The organism is Enterobacter cloacae complex sp. 309I3 (genome assembly GCF_050031595.1).
Taxonomy (GTDB): domain Bacteria; phylum Pseudomonadota; class Gammaproteobacteria; order Enterobacterales; family Enterobacteriaceae; genus Enterobacter; species Enterobacter cloacae.
Map to the genome: position 1 here is coordinate 4,232,472 of NZ_JBLGWI010000001.1, position 21,889 is coordinate 4,254,360.

The window sequence follows — 21,889 nt, forward strand, 5'->3', positions numbered from 1 at the left end:
TCCGAACAAGTTGCGCGCAGACTGACTTGAAAACATAGATATGCGTTCCAGTTTTGATTTTATATAATCCAGCATGCGCTTACGCGGGTTGGTGATAAAAATGAGATGGAGAAAGGAATGGGTTATAGGTCAACGAGACAAAAACCCGCTCCTGCGGGTTTAATCTACTTCAACCGAGCAAGCTAGTGAAACAATCATTACTCCCACTCTGCTTTACTCTGATACCGACACGCTTACAATCTCTGTTACTTTTTTTGTATAAACACGGCAGTTATCCGGGAGATCTTTATTGATGAAAGTCATTGCGCCAATAGTAACATTATCGCCAATTTTCAGATCGTCGCCGATTATGCAGCTATTCGATCCCAGATAAAAGTTATTCCCAATGACGATCTTACCCTGTGTACCTTTTCCACTGCTTCCAATAACAGAATTTTGGGTAAGTTTCATATTTTTTCCTGCATGCACTCGCTTTGTCACTACTATACCAATATGATGAGCGATAGTTAGCCCTTCACCGATAGTTGCACCGAGCATAATATCGCAAGCAAATTTACTTTTGATGCGTGAGTGGACACGATAAGCCATGCGGCGGTGGCCGTTCTCATACAAATAACTTGCCAGTCGCCACCAAAAAACATATTTCAAACCCGGTTTGTTCCTTAGGCGTGTCATTAGGCGCAGAAAAGAAAATTTTTTTTCAAGACCAATAATCTCTACATGCCAGAATCGTTTTAGCTGTGAAAATTTCATCAAATAAAAATCTCTTTTTTTAGACTTGCTAATCAAGTTCGCCGGACGTCAAGTCAAGCGATTATATCAATATTTACTGCAGGTCTGCAAAATGAGTGAGTTATACTGAAAAAGGCCAGGCGGTCTTCACCGATCTCATCATCCGCAACGGTTACTGATCTGGCTCGGGCAATCAACATGCCACACCTGCGCAATAAAAAAGCCAACCCCGCACTCCCACGGTGTTGGCCCTGTTTTAAAGCAGTGACGGTCACAACAGGTTAAAACACGTAACGCATACCCAGCGTAAATTCGTTAGAGACAATATGCGCTTTCATCTGCTCGTCTTTTAAGCCGCGCGCGTTAGTAAAATTGTTATATCCGCTTTCGATCTTGCCCATATCGATATAGCGATAGCCCAGATCGACATATAGACGTTCAACCGGCGTGTAGCTTACGCCCGCTCCTAACGCGTAGGTCAGGTTGCTTTGAGTGGTCGAGGCGTATTCACGTCCGGCGTTACCCTGCCAGCCGCCCGCTTTGATCTTGCTCACGCCAAGCCCTGCGGTTCCGTAAACAGAGACACCGTAACCGAGTTCATAATCGCGGTAGACATTCAACATCAGTCGTTCAGTTTCGGTCTGCAGGTGGTTAAAGCTGTTCGCGAATGTGCTGGAGCCGCTGGTGTACTCCGTCTTTTGTTTAAAGGTGTATTCCCCTTCGGTACGCCAGCCGTTACCGAACTGGTAGCCTGCGGCAATCGCCGCGCCGCCAAAATGCTCTTTCTCTTTACCACCCACAAACTGTCCGACACCCGGACGCGCGCTGGTATCCATCTCTTTCGCACGCTGTTCAATCTGCAGGTATTTTGCCGAACCGTAATACCCTTCTTCCGTATTTGCCGCCAGAACGGTAGCCGGGATCATCGCCACAGGCAGGGCGATTAAAATTGCTTTCGTCTTCATCTACACTCCATTGAAAAACAGTCAGTGAGACGAATCATAAGCAGTCCCGAAAGGGCAAACTATTAGGATGAATACGCGTTTTACCTGGTAATTTTACGTAGGGATTTGTCTCGCTTTTTGTCCTGTTTATTTTAATTTCAATCGGTTACTGGTTGGGGAAAACGCAGCAGAACAATCGCGCCATCGGTGGGCACCGATTCCAGTTCCGTCACATCCAGCGCGGTGTTTTCCGGCAAGCTCAGGCTATCGACCGTAATGCGGTTCCCGCGCCACGGCGTTAAGTAACTCACCAGCAGCTCGCCTCTGGCATTGGTTGTGGAGCCAAACTGGTTATAGAAGCCAATGCCCGGCGAGTCCGGCACGTCCACCAGCGCAGCGGTGCTGCCGAGCTGTTGGCCAAGCGTCACGCCGCCTGCGTGTACCAGAATGCTGCCGCTGGTGTCGGCATGATAATCACGGCGCGTTCCCCCGCGTACCATACTGAGGTTCAGCTCGCCCGCGTTGTACTGATAGCCCAGGCTCGCAGACAACTCATCATTGCGGTGTAGGGTATGCGTCGCCTGCAGATCGTAACGCAGGCTGTAATCACTCAACGCCGAACCGTACACATTCACTCCATGACTATCTTCCCCCCGGCTGGCGAGCTCGGTGATATAGCCGACATTACTCGTCGTCCCCCAAAGGGATAAAGGCACACTGATGTTGAAACCCACGGTGGTTTCATCCGGGTTTTTACCGTAGCGTTCATAACCGCCGTACAGGCTGACATCCACGTTCTGTAAGGTCGCATCCAGGCTCAGCGTCACCCCCATGCTGCCTGCGTCAGGTTCACGTGACTTCAACCCGTGCCACGACAGGCTCAGGCTGGCGTCCTCGCCAAGATTCTGGTTAAGCTCCAGCTGCCCGCGCAGCGCCCGCCGGGTGACGTCATCGTCCCAGCCGTATCTCAGCAGCTCCGCCCGCGTGATTTTTTCTTCCAGCGACCGGTAATGTTCATTACGTGGATACCACTGGAGCTGGGCAGTGAGGCTGGTTTCGGTTGTAAAGAACGCTTTGGCATAGCGCAGACGCCACACCTTACCCCGTTGCGTCTCCGCCTCTTGCGTATAGCGAGCCGCGCTGACATCTGCGGAAAACGCCCCCCACCGCCCGAGGTTAGCGCCAAAACCCGCGACCTGGCTGAAATAGTGCTCCCCTTGCTGCAACCCGGCAAACACGGTGACCTGCGGGGCAACTCCCCACGAGAACGTACTCTGCCAGAAGCGATCCTTGTCCCTGTCGATACCGTGAAAAGGCTTATACCGACCGGCGGCCAGTTCGTAGCTAAAGAGCCCGTGATGCACCAGATTGGGCATGCTGGAATAAGGCAGCAGGCGGGTACGCTCCGTACCGTCGCTCTCCTGCACCGTCAGCTCCAGGTTGCCGTCCGGGTCCGGTGGATAAAAATCGCGAATGGTAAACGGCCCGGGCGGGACGTGAATACGGTAAACACGTACCCCGTTCTGGTGAATGGTGACTTCCGCCTCTGTGCGGGCATAGCCGTTGATCCACGGCGAATAGGGTCGCCAGCTATCAGGGTACATCGCCTCGTCACTGGCGAGCGATGCACCGCGAAACGCCAGGCTGTCGAACATATTTGAAGAGGTATTGCCGTCGCCCAGCGTCACACGCGAACGCAGCGGCGTGATGCTGCGCCAGAGCGACATCGCATTGGTGTACGAACCGTGTTGTCCCTCTTTTTCATGCCAGAAAGTGTTTTGATAACGCAAACGCCAGGGGCCCACATTAAGGCCGTTGTCCAGGCTCAGCGTGGCGTCAGTACCGGAACGCTCCCAGTAATACTGCGCCTGGCTGTTATCCGCATCCAGACGGTAGTTGATAAACAGCGCGTTGATGCCATCATCCCAGCGGCTGGTGCTGACGCCGTTCTGCTGCGGGCTAATGGCGTCTGTCGGGAACAGAAGCGTCAGCAGTTGCGCCTGCGGGCGGTACCAGTACTTGAGGTTAAACTGCTCTGCAGACTGTGGTGTCAGGCACCCTTTGGCATCCCAGACCAGACGCGCAAGCACCGTGTCACGTACGCCCCACTCCTCCATCAACGGCTGGCTAAGGCAAGGCCCTGAGGCTGACACCTCAAACGAAATCGCCCCTTTATAGAGGTTATTGAGGATCACCCACGTCTTTTGGCTTACCGCACGACTTTCTGCCATGGCGAACAGCAGCATAAAAAAGAGAAGACGGATTCGCATCATGATGGCAGGCAGCGCAAAAAGGTGAGGAGGCTCACGCCCCCTCACCTGTTTTACAAAAAAGCGTTATTTCTGCAGGGAGGCAAGCGCGGCGCGTGCGCGGCTCAGATCTTGCTGAATGCTGCTCAGATCGCTCTGTTTTTCAGCCAGTTTGCGTTGGTATTTCGCCACTTTCTTGCTGTCGCCTTTGGCTTTCGCTTCACGCAGATCGGCCTGAACCTCGGCAATATCTTCGCGCTTCTCGGCCAGTTTCTTCTCCAGCTTCTTCACCTCTTTTTGCGCGTCAGCCTGTACGCTTGCCGGGGTGCAGTGCGCTTTCACTTCAGCCAGCGCTTTTTTCAGGCCGTTGACCTTGTAGGTATTACCGTACTGCTGGGCGATACGGATCTCTTTTTCCAGTGCCGCGGCTTTGGCAGAGCAGCTTTCTGCCGCCTGGGCGGAGGTGAACATACCAACAGAGGCAATAACGGCCAGGGCGGATACGAGTTTTTTCATCGGGATATCTCCTTTATATGTGAACGTCCTCGAATAAAAGAGTACCCCGGCGGACGGGAAGCTTACGCTGTACGCCCGTCCTCATTCTGCTGTAGGACGGTCTCGCCCGGTTGTAGTCCCGTCTCGCGCCAGCGCTGCAATGCGGCCCTTAATGCCTGAATATCCTCCTCAAGCTGACGGATGCCGCCGCTGTCGGCAGCCCGCTCCTGCTCCAGACAGCGCGCCTCAAGCGCTGGCATACCGAGCAGTTGAATACCGCCCCGCAGTCGGTGCAGCGCGTCCTTCAAGGGTGTACCGGGGTCCTTTCGCCACAGCGCAATATCGCCCAGCGTCTCCTCCAGCACGGTTATCTGCAAATCCAGAAACGTTGCCAGATGCTCACCGTCCAGCAGTGCTGGGGGTAGCGTGATGGAATATGGCGAAGCAACCGGCGATTTACCGGAGGGGGTCAGAGGGGCAAGCAGATTTTCCAGCGCAACCAGCGTGACCGGCTTGAAGATACAGTCGCGCATGCCTGCTTCCCGCGCCTCATCCCGCACGGATTCACGCGCGTCCGCCGTCATGCCAAACACCGTGACACAGGGGTAATATTCATTGATGATGCGCGACAGGGCATAGCCATTCATCTCGGGCATGTTGCAGTCGGTGATCACCGCGTCCGGCTGTCGGATTGCCAGGCTCTCAAGCAGCTTTGCCGGGCTGTCGTGCTGGGTGACCACATGCCCCAGCCACTCAAGCTGCTGGGTAAGCAGCATCCGCCCGACCGGATTATCGTCTACCACCATGATGGTCAAGGCTGCGCGTTTGCCGGGTGGCACACAAGCTTTAGTCTCTTTCTCTGGCAGTGCGGCCATGACGGGCAGCCTGAGCGTCACCGTGACCGTTGTCCCCTCTCCCGGCACGCTATTCAGCGTGAGATCCCCATCCATCATGTCCGCGAGCTGGCGGCAAATATAGAGCCCCAGCCCGCTGCCCTGCGCCCGGGTACGGCTCTCACCCTGACTAAAAGGCTGGAACAGACGCTGTTGCGTCGCGATATCAATCCCCTCGCCGGTGTCTGCTATTGTCAGCTCCAGCAGCATAAACTCGCCGTTCTGCCATTGCGGCTGCGCCCGCAGCATCACCTGACCGTGGTCGGTGAATTTAATGGCGTTACCCAGCAGGTTGGTGACGATCTGACGAAAACGCATCACATCGATCAATATGTCCCCTTTCAGGGCGGTATCCATTTCCAGCAGCAGCTTCAATGATTTCTGCGCCGCCAGCCCCTCAAACTGCGACACCGTTCCTTCAATCAGGTTTCGAAGCGAGGCGCGCTCCGGGCGGAGCACCAGACGGCCGGACGCAATACGCTCCACATCCAGGATATTCCCGATAAGCAGCAACAGCGACTGCGCTGCGTCCCAGGCGACCCGTATCGACTGCGGGTTTTGCGGGGCATGGTCGGGACGTTTCATCACCAGCTCCAGCATGCCGATAATGGCGCTGACGGGCGTGCGAATTTCATGGCTCATGGTCGCCAGAAAGGCGCTTTTTCCCCGACGGGCTCGCTCTGCGCGCTGTTTCGCCGCACGCAGCGTCTGAATAAGCTTGCGGATGCGCGCCTGTTGGATGCGCCGCCGATGGTAGATCCACCCGGCCACCAGCGCCAGCAAGGCCAGACCGGCGGCGGTGAACGTCACCATCCACGTAATCGACAGCGCCGTCATCGACACAGAGGCAAACGCATTGCCCGTATTGCTGCCGCGCGTCAGGGCGTGGAGATCTTCCGGCGGGATGTTGATCAGCGCTTTATTCAGAATGGTGATCAGCGGCCAGGCCTGCCGCGATGCGCCAAAGGCAAAGCGCAACGGTTCGGCATCGATGCTGGCGAGAATTTTCAGTGAGGCAAATTCTTTGCGGGTGAGCTGGGCGTTGGCAATGATCAGCGGCACCACCATCATGTCGTTTTGATCCTTCACCACGCTGTTAAAACCCTGCCACCAGGTATCGACCTTCGCCGTCTGGCCGCTATTTTGTCGGCCAAGCCAGTCATCAGGCGCTTCACCACGCAGGCTCACCACGCGGGGCTGAAGCGCCTCCTTCCCCGGGAGCGCACGTCCAACCATAACCCAGGAGTTATACAACCAGGTTCGGGTGGTGAGGAGATCCGCCTGCCAGATCCCCTCCTGCGTGACGCCTGCAATCAGCTCGGCCTCTCCGCGATTTATAGCTCTGAAAGCGGCGGCCTGGCTGGGATAACGGCGGATTTCAAAGGTGAACCCGGTACGCAGGCGGAGCGCGGTCAGCAGATCCGCCAGGATGCCGCGCAGTTGCCCGCGCTCGTTGAAAAAGGCAATGGGGGCGTTATCCTGCGCCACCGCGACGCGGATCCGGGAATGTTCTTTGATCCATTTATGTTCGAGCGAGGTGTAACGCGGTGGCTCTTCGCTCAGGGAGAGCGGGATCCCCCCGCTCCAGCGACGGTGGATCTCCACCCCCGCGTTTTCCGGCAGCGCCGTCAGCATCTTGTTGAGGATCGCGATCCAGACCGCCATCTTTGGCATCGCGGCGAACGAGAATCCCGACGCCTCGAACGTGTCCGCCACCGGACGAATGCTGAGATTGCTTAAATTGGACTGACTCGCCAGATAGCGCGCGGTGATCGCATCGCTGAAGAACAGATCGATTTCGCGAAACGCCAGCGCCTCCAGCGCATGTCGCGTGGAGGAGAAATTCACAATGTCAGCCCCCGGATAACGGGCCAGCACGTCGCTGCTGCTGTAGACAGGCGAAACGGCGATCCTTTTCACCGGCTCATCGGGCGAGGCATCGGTATTCACCACTTCAACCGGGATGTTGTCGCTGTAGGGCACACTCAGCATCAGCCCCTGTTGTTGCTGGCTATCCCCTGCCTGAGGCATAAAATCCGCCTTGCCTGCCCGCAATGCTGACAAGGCATCCTCATAGGTGGGATAACGCACCACCTCGATCTCCAGGCCGAGGTTTTCCGCCACCAGCCCGGTGAAATCCGCATTGATACCACCGTAATCATTCAGCCCGGTGGTGATGTCGTAAGGGGGCATCATCGGCTCCCAGACCGCCAGACGGATTTTGCGGTGTTCGCGCACCCAGCGCCATTCGCTGCCGCTGAGTCCCGGTTCGATCACCTTTTCATGGCTACGCGCCAGCAGGCGAAGGGATTCCTCCTGTTGCGCGGCGCACACGGTAAAGGCAATACAAAAAAGCAGGATAAAGGTAACGGCTCTCACGTCTCTGGCTCTGAAGTATCAATAAGATCGAAAAGTTGTTCAAAATGCGCAAAGCCGCTTTTTTTCATCATTCGCGCCTTATAGGTGCTGATGGTTTTGTTGCTGAGCGCCAGCCGGTCGGCAATCTCCTTGTTGCTTTTGCCCTGCTTCAGATAGTTCAGCACCGCGATTTCACGATCGGAGAAACTCGCCAGCAGCGCCCGGGTATCATGTTGTATTTCAGTAGCCTCGACGATTTTCGTGAACGTCTCTTCCGGGAAACAGTGATAGCCGTCCAGCAGCAGCTGGCAAACCGGCTCGACGCGCTCCAGCGCCAGGCTTTTATTGATAAACCCGCTCGCCCCGGCCTTCAGCGTACGCAGTGCGTAGATCCCCGCAGGCTGGTTGGTATACACCAGCACCCTGAGCGCAGGGAAGTGGTGCTTGATACGCGGAAGAAGATCCAGCCCGTCGGCGTTTTTGAGTTCCAGATCGAGGATCAGCAGTGACGGCTGTTCCCGATGCAGCAGCGCCAGCAGGTTCTCGCCGGAAGATGTCGTCACGATAAAATCCGGATTCTTTTCCAGCAGCACCTTGAGCGCAAAGCAGATTGCCGGATGGTCATCCACAAGCAGTATTTTTGTCATTGGTGTTTATTCTTTCCTGAGGCATTAACGGCTCCATTACACGCTATACACCATAGCCTACCACGTGTTGAATCAGGACAAGGTTTGTCTGGTTTGAGAATAATTCAGAAAAAATACGAAATACACGACCACAACCTACTTTTCATTAGGCATAATGATTTAAATAAATGGGTTTGGAATTTAAATGCCGGATATAACAGGGTTGGTTTCATGCAGCAAAACGCTAAACCTGTCCTGTGATGAAAAAGGTTCTGGAAACCTCAGTCACAAACTCGAAATCACTTGTCAGGCCATGAGAATGACTCAGAAAAACAGGCGAAACAGAACTTTCTTTCCTTTCAAAACAAGCAGTCTGGATGCTTTGTATTTTTGTTTTATCATCCTTACCCTCAATTAATGAGAGCAGGAAATGCATACCATCCGAATGGATGCTGAGCGTTTTTTGATTATCAACATCTACAATATTAACGCTTCCCGTATTCGTCCTGAGCTGATGAAGCGCATCGTAAACATCTGACCATAAGGGGAAGTCCTTTTTACTTAAACCTGTATTTGCGCAAAACAGGGAAAGCTTCATTTTCATCGTTTGTCCTTTAACAATGTTGTTTGCTACGTATTTTAACATGGAAGATGAACAATCCAGAGCAGGATAAAGTGATGTCGCTGGCAAATTACACATTTTAGGAATTTTATGGCCTGCATTCTGGCTATGCCTGCCATCTGCTCGCCGATATCAATGCTCTGCTACTGAGCAGCCCAGTAAATAATTACTGGGCTAACAGGAATGTCAATTTATGAAGAAATATAAAATCGCAAAATGCTATTAGCGTTTACGATTATGATTTGACATTGATACGCCATCTAGAACTTACTTTTAATATTTTCGTATTTTTCATTATAACTATCCGCATTGCCAATACCTCTTCCCTGAATAATTTGCACAGTAGCTGAAATAACATTTTTTACTTTTTCATCTTTACTCATCTCAATATAGAGTCTTTCTGATACACCAGACTCTGTCCCACTTATCATGTTAACCACTGGGATATAAGATGAGGCATCTCTGGAAACATCCGTTTTAGAATAGATAAGCAGAAGGTTACCCTCATCCGTGAACGTCATACCATCAGGATTACCTAATAAATTTATTACTTTCGTTTTATCACTACCTTTTTCTAATTCTGTAAATGCCAAATTACGGGCACTTACATAATCAAGATTATATTTATTAGGATTATGTAAATCTTTTACAAAGATACCATGATTAATGACAATATTATCAGACCCATAGACTACTGAAAGAACTCTATGTGCATAAGTGCCGGTCATGCCGTTTAAAAATCCTGTATATGAAGCAACCGAAAGCTTCCCATCAGGGAATGTTTTCTTTAAAGCAGAGCGGGATTCATCTTTTTTTCCAATAACACTGGACAAAGAAGAGACATTTGTTTCTCCGTCTATTATTTTTGAATTAATTAAAGCGTCACTGTTATTCTTATCAGACAATAATTCACTACCGCCGTTAAATGCAGAGCAAGCAGTCAGTAACATTGATGCTACAGCAACACTTAATAGTAATTTTTTTGACATATTTAAATATCCTTAATAAATTTTATCCTAATTTAGAAGGCACCATAATGCCCTCATCCCACAAGGATTCCGAGCAGGTGCTCAGAACCGCTATTACTACTTTTTTCCGTAATACGGATAATCCCTTTGTATTACCCCTTCAGTCTTCAGTTTGGAGAATCTTTTGCTGCTGCTGCCCGCTCCCAAAATCACGCCGCCCGGCAGTTTTGTCCTGGCTGGCTACTCATCCACAGGTCGCGTCCGATATCCGCAACGATTTTATCGCCACTCACCTGCGCACTGTTCAGGCTGGCGTCCCGACCGCTGTAGTAATCGTCGAGGGAAAGATCCCGGCGCAAGAGGCGGGATCTTTATTGCTACTCTTTTCTTAGATATACCAGTAAACCATTTGTATTCTTTATCCTCTGTGGATAATCAAGACGCTGAACTATTGTATCTACAGTAAAATCATCATCAAAATCGGCAATAATTTCCGTTTCTATTACCGATGCAAGCTCTTCATCGTCGTCATCAACTTCACCTTCAAAATAAAAAAGTAAGCTAATGTTTTTACCAGATAATTCAGTAATAACGGCTCTAATGTTAGGGGTAACGTTTCCCAACAAAGCCCTCTGCAATGAAAGTCTCAGGTACTGTTCATTAAATGCTCGCTTCGCTTCATTTAAACTCGGAGAATTTTCCCCGCCAGAAAAATCTGGATCAGCCGATTGCACAGGGTCATCTTCCCATCCACATACTGGACAAATTTCATAACAACCCGGCTCATCTATTGTCTTATTTGCACAGCATGGGCAAGGATAAGAGCCATTATTCATCATTGCTTGTTCCAATATTCGATACCTTTCTCTGGTTTAAACATTGTACGCGGTACACCATTTATATCTTTTGAAGCAAAGACATTAGTTGCGGGATTGTAATACAGCGTGTCTCCGTTAGGGCGAACTTTAGTCAAAGTACCTGCCGGTGGGGTTGTCATAAAATTATGGGCAGCATCCACATATTGCTTAGCATGCTGATATCAGGAAACTCTTTCCCATGTTTTGTCCAGTGCCCATAGGCATTACCCACAGGTTCTGCTTTCTTGGTTTCTGTCCAAATCTGAGTATCTTTAGATTTACCACCTTTAGCTATCCCACCACCTGCGCCAAGAGGCTCTCCATCCTCATCCAGAACCCCCCGGTTTCAGCCACCCCGGACGGATATCTATTATTGGAAGTTTTTTGTCCTTATCTCCCAGCGCATTATTCTCCGCCGCATTCTTCCCTGCCTGCCCCCCGGCCACCGCCGAACCCGTACTGTCTCCAGCAAGCCCGCCAGCCATCCCGGCCGATATCGTCGCCAGTGCACTAACCGTCTGCTTCTGCTCTTCACTCAGCTTCGATAAATCTTTGACGTCAGGGTACAGCATGCCCGCTATCGCTTTCGCTGCAAGCTCACCGGTCGCCGCACCGGCCGCGCCCGCCGCTGCACTGTTCCCCTGCAGTGCCGCAACCGCGCCGCCCAGTATCGCGTGCGCAATGGTGTTGACCGCCGGATTGCCCTCCGTCGATTTCAGCAGATGCGCCAGCTCCGGTGCCGAGGCTCCCGCCAGCGCGCCGGCGATATCTCCGCCTGCCAGCCCCTGAAGCGCAGCCGTCGCCGCCTGAATGCCACGCTGAATGGTGCTGCCCGTACCAAACTTCGCCTGCTCATCCCTGTACGTCTGCGTCTCTTTCAGTTGCTCATCCGTCAGGTCAGGGTGCGTCTTACGCGCTTCCTTCAGCGCATTCAGCTCGCCCTGCGTTCTGGCGATGTCTGCCACCTGCCCGCCGATATCGCTGATGGCGCTCACCTACGCAAGCCGCCGCCAATACTGACTCCTGCATCGCCACCGCTTCTGCTGTTCTTTCCTGTCGTGTGTTGCGTGCTGGCCGCACCGCCCAGCACTATGTCGTTAGCTGCGACAATTTCCGGGGGCGCTGAACGACACCAGCGATCTGCCCGTATTCAAACGGGGTAACGGGCATTTTTAGTAATCACTGATAAAACGATCCCTGCACAGGGATCGGGATTTCTAACATCATGATTCCAATAATCGCAACCAATCATCAAAATCATCAATATCATACAAGTAATCTCGATCTGAAGAAGGAAGATCGACAGCACCTAGGCTTTGAATCACTTTCCAGGCAACTTGATCTGTGATCCTAATATCATCCGCATCAATAATTGAAAAAGCCCATTGAGCAACATAGGTCCTGTCTAGCGTGCCATATTTTAACCTATTAATTACACTAGCAATTTCATAACGCGATGGAAATGCGTTCATACTTATCTCCTTCCTTGATAATTACCATCAGCATCAAAAATATGGTGGTTCTTATCATTGGTAACAGGTTTCGGAGCCACACTACGAATATTTCCAGCATGATCGAGTGTTTCATACCAGGTTCTGGTTTGGCCTGTTTTTGGATCCCACTCTCTAACCAGCCTGGCCCCTGCCATTTCCCCAGTTGTTCTGGATGGCGTCATATCACCATAAAAGCGATAATTTCCATTCTCCAGCTCCTTAACTCCAGCCTGCCCATATTTCTCAGCCTGTCGATAGTATTCTTTTAGTTTCGCCCCTTCCAGGGAACTAACTGCACGGTTTCCACCTTTAGCTATCCCACCACCTGCGCCAAGAGGCTCTCCATCCTCATCCAGAACCCCCGGTTTCAGCCACCCCGGACGGATATCTATTATTGGAAGTTTTTTGTCCTTATCTCCCAGCGCATTATTCTCCGCCGCATTCTTCCCTGCCTGCCCCCCGGCCACCGCCGAACCCGTACTGTCTCCAGCAAGCCCGCCAGCCATCCCGGCCGATATCGTCGCCAGTGCACTAACCGTCTGCTTCTGCTCTTCACTCAGCTTCGATAAATCTTTGACGTCAGGGTACAGCATGCCCGCTATCGCTTTCGCTGCAAGCTCACCGGTCGCCGCACCGGCCGCGCCCGCCGCTGCACTGTTCCCCTGCAGTGCCGCAACCGCGCCGCCCAGTATCGCGTGCGCAATGGTGTTGACCGCCGGATTGCCCTCCGTCGATTTCAGCAGATGCGCCAGCTCCGGTGCCGAGGCTCCCGCCAGCGCGCCGGCGATATCTCCGCCTGCCAGCCCCTGAAGCGCAGCCGTCGCCGCCTGAATGCCACGCTGAATGGTGCTGCCCGTACCAAACTTCGCCTGCTCATCCCTGTACGTCTGCGTCTCTTTCAGTTGCTCAACCGTCAGGTCAGGGTGCGTCTTACGCGCTTCCTTCAGCGCATTCAGCTCGCCCTGCGTTCTGGCGATGTCTGCCACCTGCCCGCCGATATCGCTGATGGCACTCACCTGCGCCAGCCGCTTCTGCTCCTTCTCCTTGTCAAATATCGGGCTGATGCTGTCGTTTGCGTGTTCTGTATCCCGGCTCAGGCTGGCCACATCCTGCTGCTGGTTTTCGGTATCACGGATGGTGATGTTACCCTCGCCCACCGCCGCCTGTGTCGTACCCTCCGCATGACCGCTGCTGCCCGCTGCCGATACCACGCCGCCCGGCAGGTTGCCCTTGAATGCATCACCGCCAAAGTCACCGCCGCCGCTCAGGCTGACGCCGCTGTGGCTGACCTTGTAATCCGCCTCGTTGTGGATATCCCGGAAGCCCAGCGTGCCCGTATCGAGACTGTTTTTGTCCGCCGTCGCCGTCGAGGCAATCACCGCACCGTCAAGCTGCGTGTGGCGTCCCACCGTCACATCAAAACCGCCATCGCCCGCGAAGAGCCCTGTCTGCTCCTGCACCGAGTCATACGTGCTCTTCATTTTGTCCTGACTGGCACTGATGTAGCCGGACCCCGTCATGCTGCCGAACGAGAAGCTGCCGCCTGCCGCCGTACTGTTCTGCGTCGATTTATAATCGTTGCTGTCCTGCTGGCTGCTCATCCACAGATCGCGCCCGATATCCGCAACGATTTTATCGCCACTCACCTGCGCGCCGTTCAGAATGGCGTCCCGACCGCTGGTCATGGAGACCGTCCCGCCGCTGTCGAGCGTCGTTTCCGTCCAGGCCGTACCATCGCCCTTTTCACTGCCTTTCGAAGCATTCACATTCGCAAACACGCCGATGCCGTAACCGCTCTTGCCGCCGCCAATGCTGACGCCTGCACCGCCACCGCTGCTGCTGTTCTTTCCTGTCGTCTGCTGTGTGCTGGCCGCACCGCCCAGCACGATGTCGTTCGCTGCGACAAGCGCGGTGTCGCCGCCCGCCTTCAGCTGGCTGCCGCCGATAAGGATGTTGCCGCTGTTCTCTCCTTTCTCTTTTCCGGTCGCGGTAATGGACAGATTATTCCCCGCATTCAGCGTACTGCCCGCAACCGTGTCACTCTGCATGTGCTGCTCGGATTTCGATTTCTGCGAAGAGAGCGAAACGCTGACGCCGATACCGCTGTTGGGATCGCCGTTAATCTGCGCCATTTCTGCACCCTGCGATGCCTGTACGCCTGACAGTGCCGCTTTGGTGGCCTTCAGCGCCGCAAGGCGGTCATCGCTCTCGCCTTTCGCGTCACGTGCCGTCTGCACTGCACTGTTCACCGCACTCCCCGCCGCCCCGGACAGCGCCACCGTCAGCCCGCTGCTCTTCTGCTCAAAGGTCTCATCGCGGGTGCGTTTGTCATGCCCCGGATCAATCACCACGCTGTCACCGGTCAGGCTGATATCCTTCTGCGCGATGATATCTGCCCCGCCGATATGCGCCTGTTTGCCCGCTGCAATGCTGACGTTGCCGCCCGTCGAGCCGACGGTGCTGAAGCTCTCGCTCTGGGTGGTACCCTGCTCGCGAAGATCGTGGGTGGACTTGCTGCTGCCGATGGTGAAGCCAATGCCGCCCGTGCCCATCAGGCCGGACTTTTTGGTCTCCTTAAAGCGCCAGGCCGTGTCGGTGTTGGTCGCCGCCACGATGTCCACATTGTTGCCCGCGGAAAGGGCCACATCGCCATCGCCAGCGACCGCAGAACCTAACACCCGCAGGTTGTTACCCGCCGACACCGTCACATTGTCGCCGCTCAGCAGCGAGCCTTTCTCCCGTGTCGCGCTGTCTTCCTCGATGGTGTGGGTGGTCTTTTTGCTCAGGAAGCCGCTACTGGTTTTAGTTTGTTCCCGATAGCGGTAATCGCTCTCCGTCGCCGTCGTCAGATTTACGTCGCGGCCTGCCGCCACGCCAATATCGCCCTGCGCTGTCACGTCAGCCGCCTGCGCGGTTACGTCGCGCCCTGCGAGGATCACCGTATTCCCCCCGCTGGCAATCTCCGTACCCTGCTGACGTACAGATTCGTCAATGGCGGTTTTTTTCTTCGCCTGGCTGCTGGAGCGTTCCATCGACGCTTCCGCGAGCAGGTTCACATCCCGACCGGCCTGAATGCCCACATCGTCTTCCGCCGCTATCGCCGCCGCACGGGCATTCACGTCGTTACCCGCCTGCAGGGTGAGGTCACCGCCCGCGCTCAGGGTGCTGCCCTGATGTGTGACGGACGCCGTCTCCGTGGTCGCGCGGTTGCGCCCGGCGCGTCCTTCGCTGGTCGCAATCTCGTTGGCGGTGATGTTGATATCATTCCCCGCCGCCATACCCAGGCGGCCACCCGCCGACACGTTTGCGCCGGTCACGTTGATATCCTGTCCGGCGCGCATCGTCAGCCCGTCGGTGGCGGTGATGGAGGCTGTCTTGCCGACATCGGTGCCACTGAAATGCACATTTCCCGCATCGACATTCCACTGCTGTGCGCGGGTGATGTTGTTAATGCTGCCCGCGACGCTCTCCAGCCCTACCGTTTTGCCGCTGATGGTGGATCCGATGTTATTGATATCCCCCAGCGCGCTCAGGTTCAGCCCGCCGCCTGCGCTCAGCAGTCCGGCGTTGAGGTTGCTCAGGCTGTTGCTGCTGTCGATTGAGAGCCCATTCTGCGCCGCAATTGTACTGCCGCTGTTAATGACGTTACCGCCCGCCAGCTGGACGTTATTGCCGCTAATCACGCTGCCGCTGTGAACGGTGACATCCTTCGGCGACAGGTAGACTTTCGGGATCATCACCGTCTGACCATTGATGGTCGCTGACTCCCACCAGAGCATGCTTTTATCGAGTGCAGCAACCTGCTCAGCCGTGAGCGCCACGCCGAATTTCAGCCCCAGCGTTTTTTGTTGCTCTGCGGCGCTGTCCATCAGGTAGCGCATCTGATCGAGATCGGAGCCAATGCCGTTGATATAGCGGCTACCGGTCTGGTTCAGAATCGCGTTGCTGACGTAACGGGTATCAAACGCCGCGTCGCCGAGGAACCGGTAGTCGCGATCCGGGTTCAGGCCGAGCCTGTCCAGGAAATAGGACGAGCCAAGGAACTGGTTCCGATCGGTATACGCGCTGTTGGTTTCACGCGGTGTGGCACCGGGTGTTATGCCAAGTAGGTCATACAATCCATTAAACAGGCTGTCGTCCATGTTGCCGAGTTCATCGAGCTTCGGGTTCACCGTAATCAGATACGGGCTATCGGGATCGGTGGAGGGAACAAAATAGCCGTTGTTGCCGGACGGCAGTGGATAGTTACCGCTGCTGCCGTTTTGGTCGGAGAGCGATGAACCGCCGGAGATATCTTTCAGGGCGTCAGTGATATTGCCCAGTTGTTCAGGGAAACGAATGTCCGCACTGCCACCTTGTGCCAGTGATTCACTGTTAAGGCCCTTACCAATAGCTTCAGGCGAGAGCGTATTCAGCGTTGGGGCATCAATCGTATTACTGAACTCACCCGAATTTGCGGTGACGTTAGTATTGCTGATATCACTCGTAAAGTTTGCGCTAACGTTACCGCCAGCACTGATGACTGAGCGGTATACACCGCCATCAGCCACAAATTCGGTTGTGCGTTCACCGAGGATATAAGGCACCCAGCCATACCAGCCGTAGTCCTCATCAAACCAGCCCCAACTTCCGTCCGGATATTGTGTCAGAGGCTCCCATTTGCTATCGCTGCAGTCCCGGTAAAACCACTCGCAACGGTATTCAGCCTGAACGTACGTAACGCGGCGTCCACCTTCCGCAGAAAGGTTATTCAGTGTTCCCCCAGCAAGAACGGCATTACGGCCAGCAAGAATATGGCTGGCACGGTTATCCAGCGTTCCGGCATTAATCGTAATATCGCGTCCGGCAGCAATTCGGGCTGAACTGCCAGTGGCGGATACGGAAACCACAGACTCACTCAGCAGGAACTGCCGGATGTCCTCCCCTGTGAGGCGATAATCAACCCTGTCCCTGCACTGACCACTGCCATTAGCACCACTCCCAAGGCACTGCTCATACCAGTCATACACAACCTTACTGCCATCGTTTTTCCAATCTTCAAGAAGGAGGACAAAATCCGAACGTCTGCCGTTGAGATCATAACTAAAGTAGTGTTCATCTGCGGCAGGAATGGCATCCGGGTATTCCCGTTCAGACTGGCTGACAGTCAGGCCATCGGCTTCATTGAGTAAATGGCCGGTATTAACGGTGATATCACCGCGTGTGGTCTCAATCGTACCGGAGCGGTTAACAACTTCAGCGTTTGCCTCCCCGACTGCATTCTTCTGCATCCAGAGGCTGTTATCCGCAAGAATATCGCCGTATATGTTGTGGATACGTGCAGCAAACAGAGAGATATTATTGCCCGCATAAATCAGCGCCGTGTTCAGCAGCGTACCGGCGGCCGTCATCGTCAGACTGCCCGCTGTACCGGTGAAACCGTTGACGGTGATATTTTCACGTGAGGTAAGCTGCACATCTCCGCCTGCCTGAAGCGAGCCGGACGCATTGAGCAACAGGCTCTGCGCGTTGAAGGTACTGCTACCGTTCCCGGTGGTGAGCGTACCGTTGTTCGTGAACGCTCCGCCAGCACTGAGGGCAATGGCATTGCCCTGCATTACGCCGCTGTTCGTCATGGCATTCTGCGATGAGACAGACAGCGTTTTACCTGCCGCCAGGGTGCCGGTGTTAACGAGCGCGTTAACCAGTTTCAGCGTGGTGTCGCCCAGAGAAACCACATCACCACGGCCGCTGTAATTACGCACGTCGAGCAGCAGCTTATCCCCGCTGTAGAGCTTACCGCTCTCGGTATTATCAAGAGCGTCACCGTTTATCGTAAGCGAAGTGGTGCCTAATACCGTTCCGCTGTTGGTAACGCTCTGGTAATTTGCCTGCAAATCAGCGCCCTGGAGTGTGCCGCTGTTATCAAGCGAGCTGCCGCGCAGTTCTGCGCGTGTCGTTGCGAGGACATTTCCGCCATTCACGGCTTTCACCACATCCAGCAGCAACGTTACCGCCTGAACCAGCCCGCTGCTGCTGTTCGCCAGCTCCGGTGCGGTCAGCGTGAGTTTGCCACCGGAGAGCATTTTGCCGTCGTTCTGTACGCGGGTGGTGGCCTTCACCGAAGATTCCCCACCGCCCTGCAGCGTGCCCTGATTGTTCAGCGTGGCTGTCGATACCGTCAGCGCATTCTCGCTCAGCAGCACACCGCTGGCGGTATTGTTCAGCGCGCCCGAGGCATTCAGCGTCAGCGCTTCTCCCTGAAGCCGTCCGCTGTTAATGAGTTGCCCGGCGGTAACCGTGGTCGCTTTCCCCTGGATTTGCCCGGCATTCGTTGCATTTTCCGCATCAAGCGTCAGCGCGCCTGCGCTGAGCAGTTTTCCTCCGGCCTGGTTATTCAGCTGCGTTAGGGCAACCGAAAGCGCATCAACGCCGGTGATCTCACCGCTGTTGTTCAGGGTATTGCCCCCCAGCGTGAGGTGTTTTGCAATCCACTGCCCGCTGTTTGCCAACGTCAGCGCTGAGAGCGCCAGTTCTCCATTAGAGGTAATTTTGCTGCCCGTTGTCCCGGTAAGGGTGCTGTCGATTTGCGCATCCAGTAAATTTTCTGCCTGGATCGCACCGCCGTTCGTAAGCGCCTGCGCATGAATAAGTACCCGTTTCCCCTGCCATTGCCCTGCGTTACGCAGATCGCCGCCTGTCACGGACAACTCGCCCGCGGTCAGCAACGATCCCGACGCGTCATTCACCAGCGTCAGTAATGGCGCCGCCATCTCCAGGCGGGCGGCCAGCGTCAGGGCGGCAATCCCGGTCAGCGTTCCGCTGTTCGTGATGATGTCCTGATGCGCGGTGACGCGATTCCCCTGAAGCGTACCGCTGTTGCGCAGCGTCTTTCCGTTAAGCGAAAGGTCACCGGCCGACAATATATTGCCGCTGTTAACGGTATTGACCGCATTCAGCGTCCCGTTGCCCTGGCTCATCAGTTCGCCGGTATTGCTGAGCGTTCCGGCGGTCGTAACGTCAAGTGAGCCGGTCGCGAGGGAACTTCCGCGGTTAGTCCAGTCGTGGGAGCGGATACTGACACCCTGTCCCTGGAGCTGCCCTGCGGTAGCCAGCGTGGTACCTGAAAGGCCGAGCGCTCCCCCCGTCAGCGTGCGGGAGCCTGTCAGTAAATTCAGTATTCCGGCGGTCAGTGATAATGCGCTATCGCCCTGTAACAGACCGGCACTTTCCAGGCGATCGGCATTCAGCGTCAGGGTGTTGCCCACCATGCTGCCCGCACTGGACACCGACTGTGCCGTGATGCGGTTTGCCCCTTGAGCCAGCAGCATCCCCTCCGCGCTGTTCTTCAGCGTCTTGTAATCAATTGCCAGTGAAGTCCCGCTCAGCTCGCCGCTGTTGGTCAGATTTGAACCAGAGAGGGAAAGCGCCGCGTCGCTGGTGATAATACCGGCGTTGTTCAGTTCAGAGAGGGAAAGTGACAGTGCCGACGGGCTGTACAGCACGCCGCTGCTGCGGTTATCCAGCAGACGGGTAACCAGCGACAGCGTTTGTCCGGCGTGGATCAGACCACCGTTAATGACCTGAGGGCTGTCGATTACAAGCGCGGAGGCCGTCAGGGTTCCACCGTTGCTGAGATGGCCGGTTTCAACCTTAAGTCCTGAAGCTGATGATTTCCCCGTATGGTTGAGACTGCTGTCAGCCTTCAACGTCATGTTGCCTTTGGCAGCCTGAGTTCCTTCAAGTTTTGCGTTTTGCACGGCCACGCCGACGCTGTTGCCCTGTGTCTGTGCCGTGGCCGTGGTGTTGAGGCTGCGGCCCTGCACGGTAACGGCTCCACCGGCACTGGTTTCACCTGCAAGCGTGGTATCGGTATTGTTCAGCGCCACATCCCCGTCGCTGTGGGTCACTGACGTTGCGCTGGCGGTGAACGTCTCCGCTGAGGTGGTGAGCCCCCGGACACCGGAAAGCGTACCGCTGTTGTCGATCTGCGCCGCGTTCAGCGTGAGCGTGTCATCGCTGATAAGCGTGCCGCTGTTGTTCAGATTGCCGCTCGCGGTTACGGTGGTTTTCCCTTTCGCACCGGTCTCACCGGAAAGCGTGGCATTGTCTGCGCGGATATCCAGCGTGGAGGCGCTCTTCAGCGCGCCGGAGCTGGTGATATCCGTCCCGGAGACGGTCAGGCTGTTGCCCTGAACGGTGCCGGTATTGCTGAATATACCGGTGTTAATCCGGGTATCCGCCACGGCGGCTAATGCGCCATGGTTCGCGAGGCTGCCCGCGCTGACGGCGAGAGATTGCCCGGCGGTTGTGCTGCCTTTCAGTTGGCTGTGGCCAGACGTGGTGAGCGTGATGTTCCCGCTGGCATTTGTTGTGCTGCGGCTCTCCTGCGTCAGCGTCTGCGCGTTGAGGGCAATCTCGGAAGCACTGAGATTTCCCTGCTGCACCAGCTCGCCTCCTTTGACCAACAGCTGCTGACCCGCCACAACAGAACCGTTAAGCGCCGCGTTTTTCTCAGCATTTACGGCAAGATGACGACCCGCGCTTGCCTGGGCATCTGCACTCTGGATCAGGGTGGTCGCGGCAAGCGTAGCGTCATTTGCTGCCGTGAACGCACCGCCGTTTTGCGTCAGCGTGCCGCGGGTTGTTAACTGAAGGTTGTTATCGGCGGCAACGTGAGCCTGGTCAAGCGTCAGCGCCGTCTGGCCGGAGACCGTGACGTTGCCACCCGCTTTATGGTCCCCGCGTAACGTTACGTCCGCCGCGCTGACCGTGGTGCTACCGCTGGCAAGGGTATTTTTCAGCACCACTTTTCCCGCGCTGCTGAGCGCAATATCCCCCTGTCGCGCATTAAGGTTGCCCAGGTTTACGCCCACCCCCGTTTCACTGGAGACCAGACGGATCCGGTTTGCGTACATGCCGCCCAGCGCGCCGGTGTCTACCGCGACCTTCGGGGCTGTACCTTCACCTTTTAACGCACTAACGCTGCCATCCGCCGCTACGCGGTTCGCCCCTGCAACGACACGTAAATCTTTCGCATGCAGTTGCGCGTTGATCTCCGTCGCACGGGAGATGATCGACACCGCATCGCTCTGCGAGCCATTGAGGCCCGCGCCCTCGATGGTGACCGCCCCCTGGGTTACATCAAGAGATTGCAGCTTACCGCTGGCATCAAGCACCGGTTTACCTGTGGTGAGGGTCACATTCGGCGTGTTGATAAATCCGCAGCCGTTACAGGTGATACCGTAGGGATTCGCCACGATGACGTTCGCCGCCTTGCCGGCCACTTCGGTATAGCCCTGCAAATTTGAGCGGTTAGCGCCGGTGACTTCGTTGATGATGCCTTTGGCTTCCTGCCCGGCCTTCAGGTTGGGGTTATTCTGGATAAGCCCGCCAAGCTGAGTCTGGTTAAGCTGCCCGGTCGCGTTATTGAGGATCAGCCCCTCTTTCCCGACGTTGTAGTCGTTGTATTTGTTATGGGAAATACCGGACTGGTTCGGCGTGGCGATGTTCACCACCGGCACGCCGTTAGCCGCCTTATCCATCTGCGTATTGCCGGACGGGGTGATGGATGCCGCCACCGCGGGTAACAGCGGCTGCGTCGCCAGCAGAACGCTCAGTAACGCGCTCAGCGCGCGCTGTGAAAAACGAACCTGATCCTGTTTCATCATCC

Annotated in this window: 12 protein-coding genes and 1 pseudogene; all 13 read right to left on the minus strand. The window is 55.1% G+C overall.

Translation table 11 applies throughout. The features are described from left to right. Nucleotides 1-213 precede the first annotated feature (213 nt). On the minus strand, nucleotides 214-753 hold the full coding sequence (locus ACQG22_RS20270; protein ID WP_146257248.1) for a serine O-acetyltransferase: 540 nt from the start codon (nucleotides 751-753) through the stop codon (nucleotides 214-216). Between the two features lie 260 nt (nucleotides 754-1,013). Further along, nucleotides 1,014-1,697 (minus strand): outer membrane protein, encoded by a 684-nt coding sequence (locus ACQG22_RS20275; protein WP_336340586.1) that lies wholly within the window; start codon nucleotides 1,695-1,697, stop codon nucleotides 1,014-1,016. A 137-nt stretch (nucleotides 1,698-1,834) separates the two neighbouring features. After that, entirely contained in the window at nucleotides 1,835-3,907 is a 2,073-nt protein-coding gene (locus ACQG22_RS20280; protein ID WP_336340587.1) for a fimbria/pilus outer membrane usher protein, read from the minus strand. Nucleotides 3,908-4,012: 105 nt separating this feature from the next. Beyond that, entirely contained in the window at nucleotides 4,013-4,441 is a 429-nt protein-coding gene (locus ACQG22_RS20285) for a DUF1090 domain-containing protein (RefSeq protein WP_336340588.1), read from the minus strand. Nucleotides 4,442-4,503: 62 nt separating this feature from the next. After that, a complete protein-coding gene (locus ACQG22_RS20290) occupies nucleotides 4,504-7,692 on the minus strand; it encodes an ATP-binding protein (RefSeq protein WP_369706772.1) in 3,189 nt (1,062 codons plus the stop codon). Beyond that, nucleotides 7,689-8,318, minus strand: a complete 630-nt coding sequence (locus ACQG22_RS20295) for a response regulator transcription factor (RefSeq protein WP_061771918.1) — start codon at nucleotides 8,316-8,318, stop codon at nucleotides 7,689-7,691. The genes ACQG22_RS20290 and ACQG22_RS20295 overlap by 4 nt, the downstream gene beginning before the upstream one ends. A gap of 223 nt (nucleotides 8,319-8,541) precedes the next feature. Next, complete coding sequence (locus ACQG22_RS20300; protein WP_257000223.1) at nucleotides 8,542-8,901, minus strand: DUF6911 family protein; 360 nt, start codon at nucleotides 8,899-8,901, stop codon at nucleotides 8,542-8,544. A gap of 278 nt (nucleotides 8,902-9,179) precedes the next feature. Then, the gene (locus ACQG22_RS20305) at nucleotides 9,180-9,908 is read right to left on the minus strand and encodes a hypothetical protein (protein WP_336340593.1); all 729 of its coding nucleotides are present in this window, start codon (nucleotides 9,906-9,908) and stop codon (nucleotides 9,180-9,182) included. Nucleotides 9,909-10,096: 188 nt separating this feature from the next. Next, entirely contained in the window at nucleotides 10,097-10,246 is a 150-nt protein-coding gene (locus ACQG22_RS20310) for a hemagglutinin repeat-containing protein (protein WP_336340594.1), read from the minus strand. Nucleotides 10,247-10,264: 18 nt separating this feature from the next. Next, on the minus strand, nucleotides 10,265-10,738 hold the full coding sequence (locus ACQG22_RS20315; protein WP_243649045.1) for a CPCC family cysteine-rich protein: 474 nt from the start codon (nucleotides 10,736-10,738) through the stop codon (nucleotides 10,265-10,267). 389 nt (nucleotides 10,739-11,127) lie between these two features. Next, nucleotides 11,128-11,739 (minus strand): annotated as a pseudogene (locus tag ACQG22_RS20320) (VENN motif pre-toxin domain-containing protein); the annotation flags it as partial. Nucleotides 11,740-11,967: 228 nt separating this feature from the next. Then, a complete protein-coding gene (locus ACQG22_RS20325; RefSeq protein WP_335277234.1) occupies nucleotides 11,968-12,216 on the minus strand; it encodes a hypothetical protein in 249 nt (82 codons plus the stop codon). A gap of 2 nt (nucleotides 12,217-12,218) precedes the next feature. Continuing rightward, nucleotides 12,219-21,887: a hemagglutinin repeat-containing protein gene (locus ACQG22_RS20330; protein WP_336340595.1), complete on the minus strand. Its 9,669-nt coding sequence runs from the start codon at nucleotides 21,885-21,887 to the stop codon at nucleotides 12,219-12,221. Nucleotides 21,888-21,889: the final 2 nt, after the last annotated feature.

Coding starts and splice junctions, on each gene's coding strand:
- ACQG22_RS20270 (WP_146257248.1), bottom strand. CDS start 753: ATGAAATTTTCACAGCTAAAACGATTCTGGCATGTAGAGATTATTGGT.
- ACQG22_RS20285 (WP_336340588.1), bottom strand. CDS start 4,441: ATGAAAAAACTCGTATCCGCCCTGGCCGTTATTGCCTCTGTTGGTATG.
- ACQG22_RS20325 (WP_335277234.1), bottom strand. CDS start 12,216: ATGAACGCATTTCCATCGCGTTATGAAATTGCTAGTGTAATTAATAGG.
- ACQG22_RS20280 (WP_336340587.1), bottom strand. CDS start 3,907: ATGGCAGAAAGTCGTGCGGTAAGCCAAAAGACGTGGGTGATCCTCAAT.
- ACQG22_RS20305 (WP_336340593.1), bottom strand. CDS start 9,908: ATGTCAAAAAAATTACTATTAAGTGTTGCTGTAGCATCAATGTTACTG.
- ACQG22_RS20330 (WP_336340595.1), bottom strand. CDS start 21,887: ATGATGAAACAGGATCAGGTTCGTTTTTCACAGCGCGCGCTGAGCGCG.
- ACQG22_RS20295 (WP_061771918.1), bottom strand. CDS start 8,318: ATGACAAAAATACTGCTTGTGGATGACCATCCGGCAATCTGCTTTGCG.
- ACQG22_RS20275 (WP_336340586.1), bottom strand. CDS start 1,697: ATGAAGACGAAAGCAATTTTAATCGCCCTGCCTGTGGCGATGATCCCG.
- ACQG22_RS20300 (WP_257000223.1), bottom strand. CDS start 8,901: ATGAAAATGAAGCTTTCCCTGTTTTGCGCAAATACAGGTTTAAGTAAA.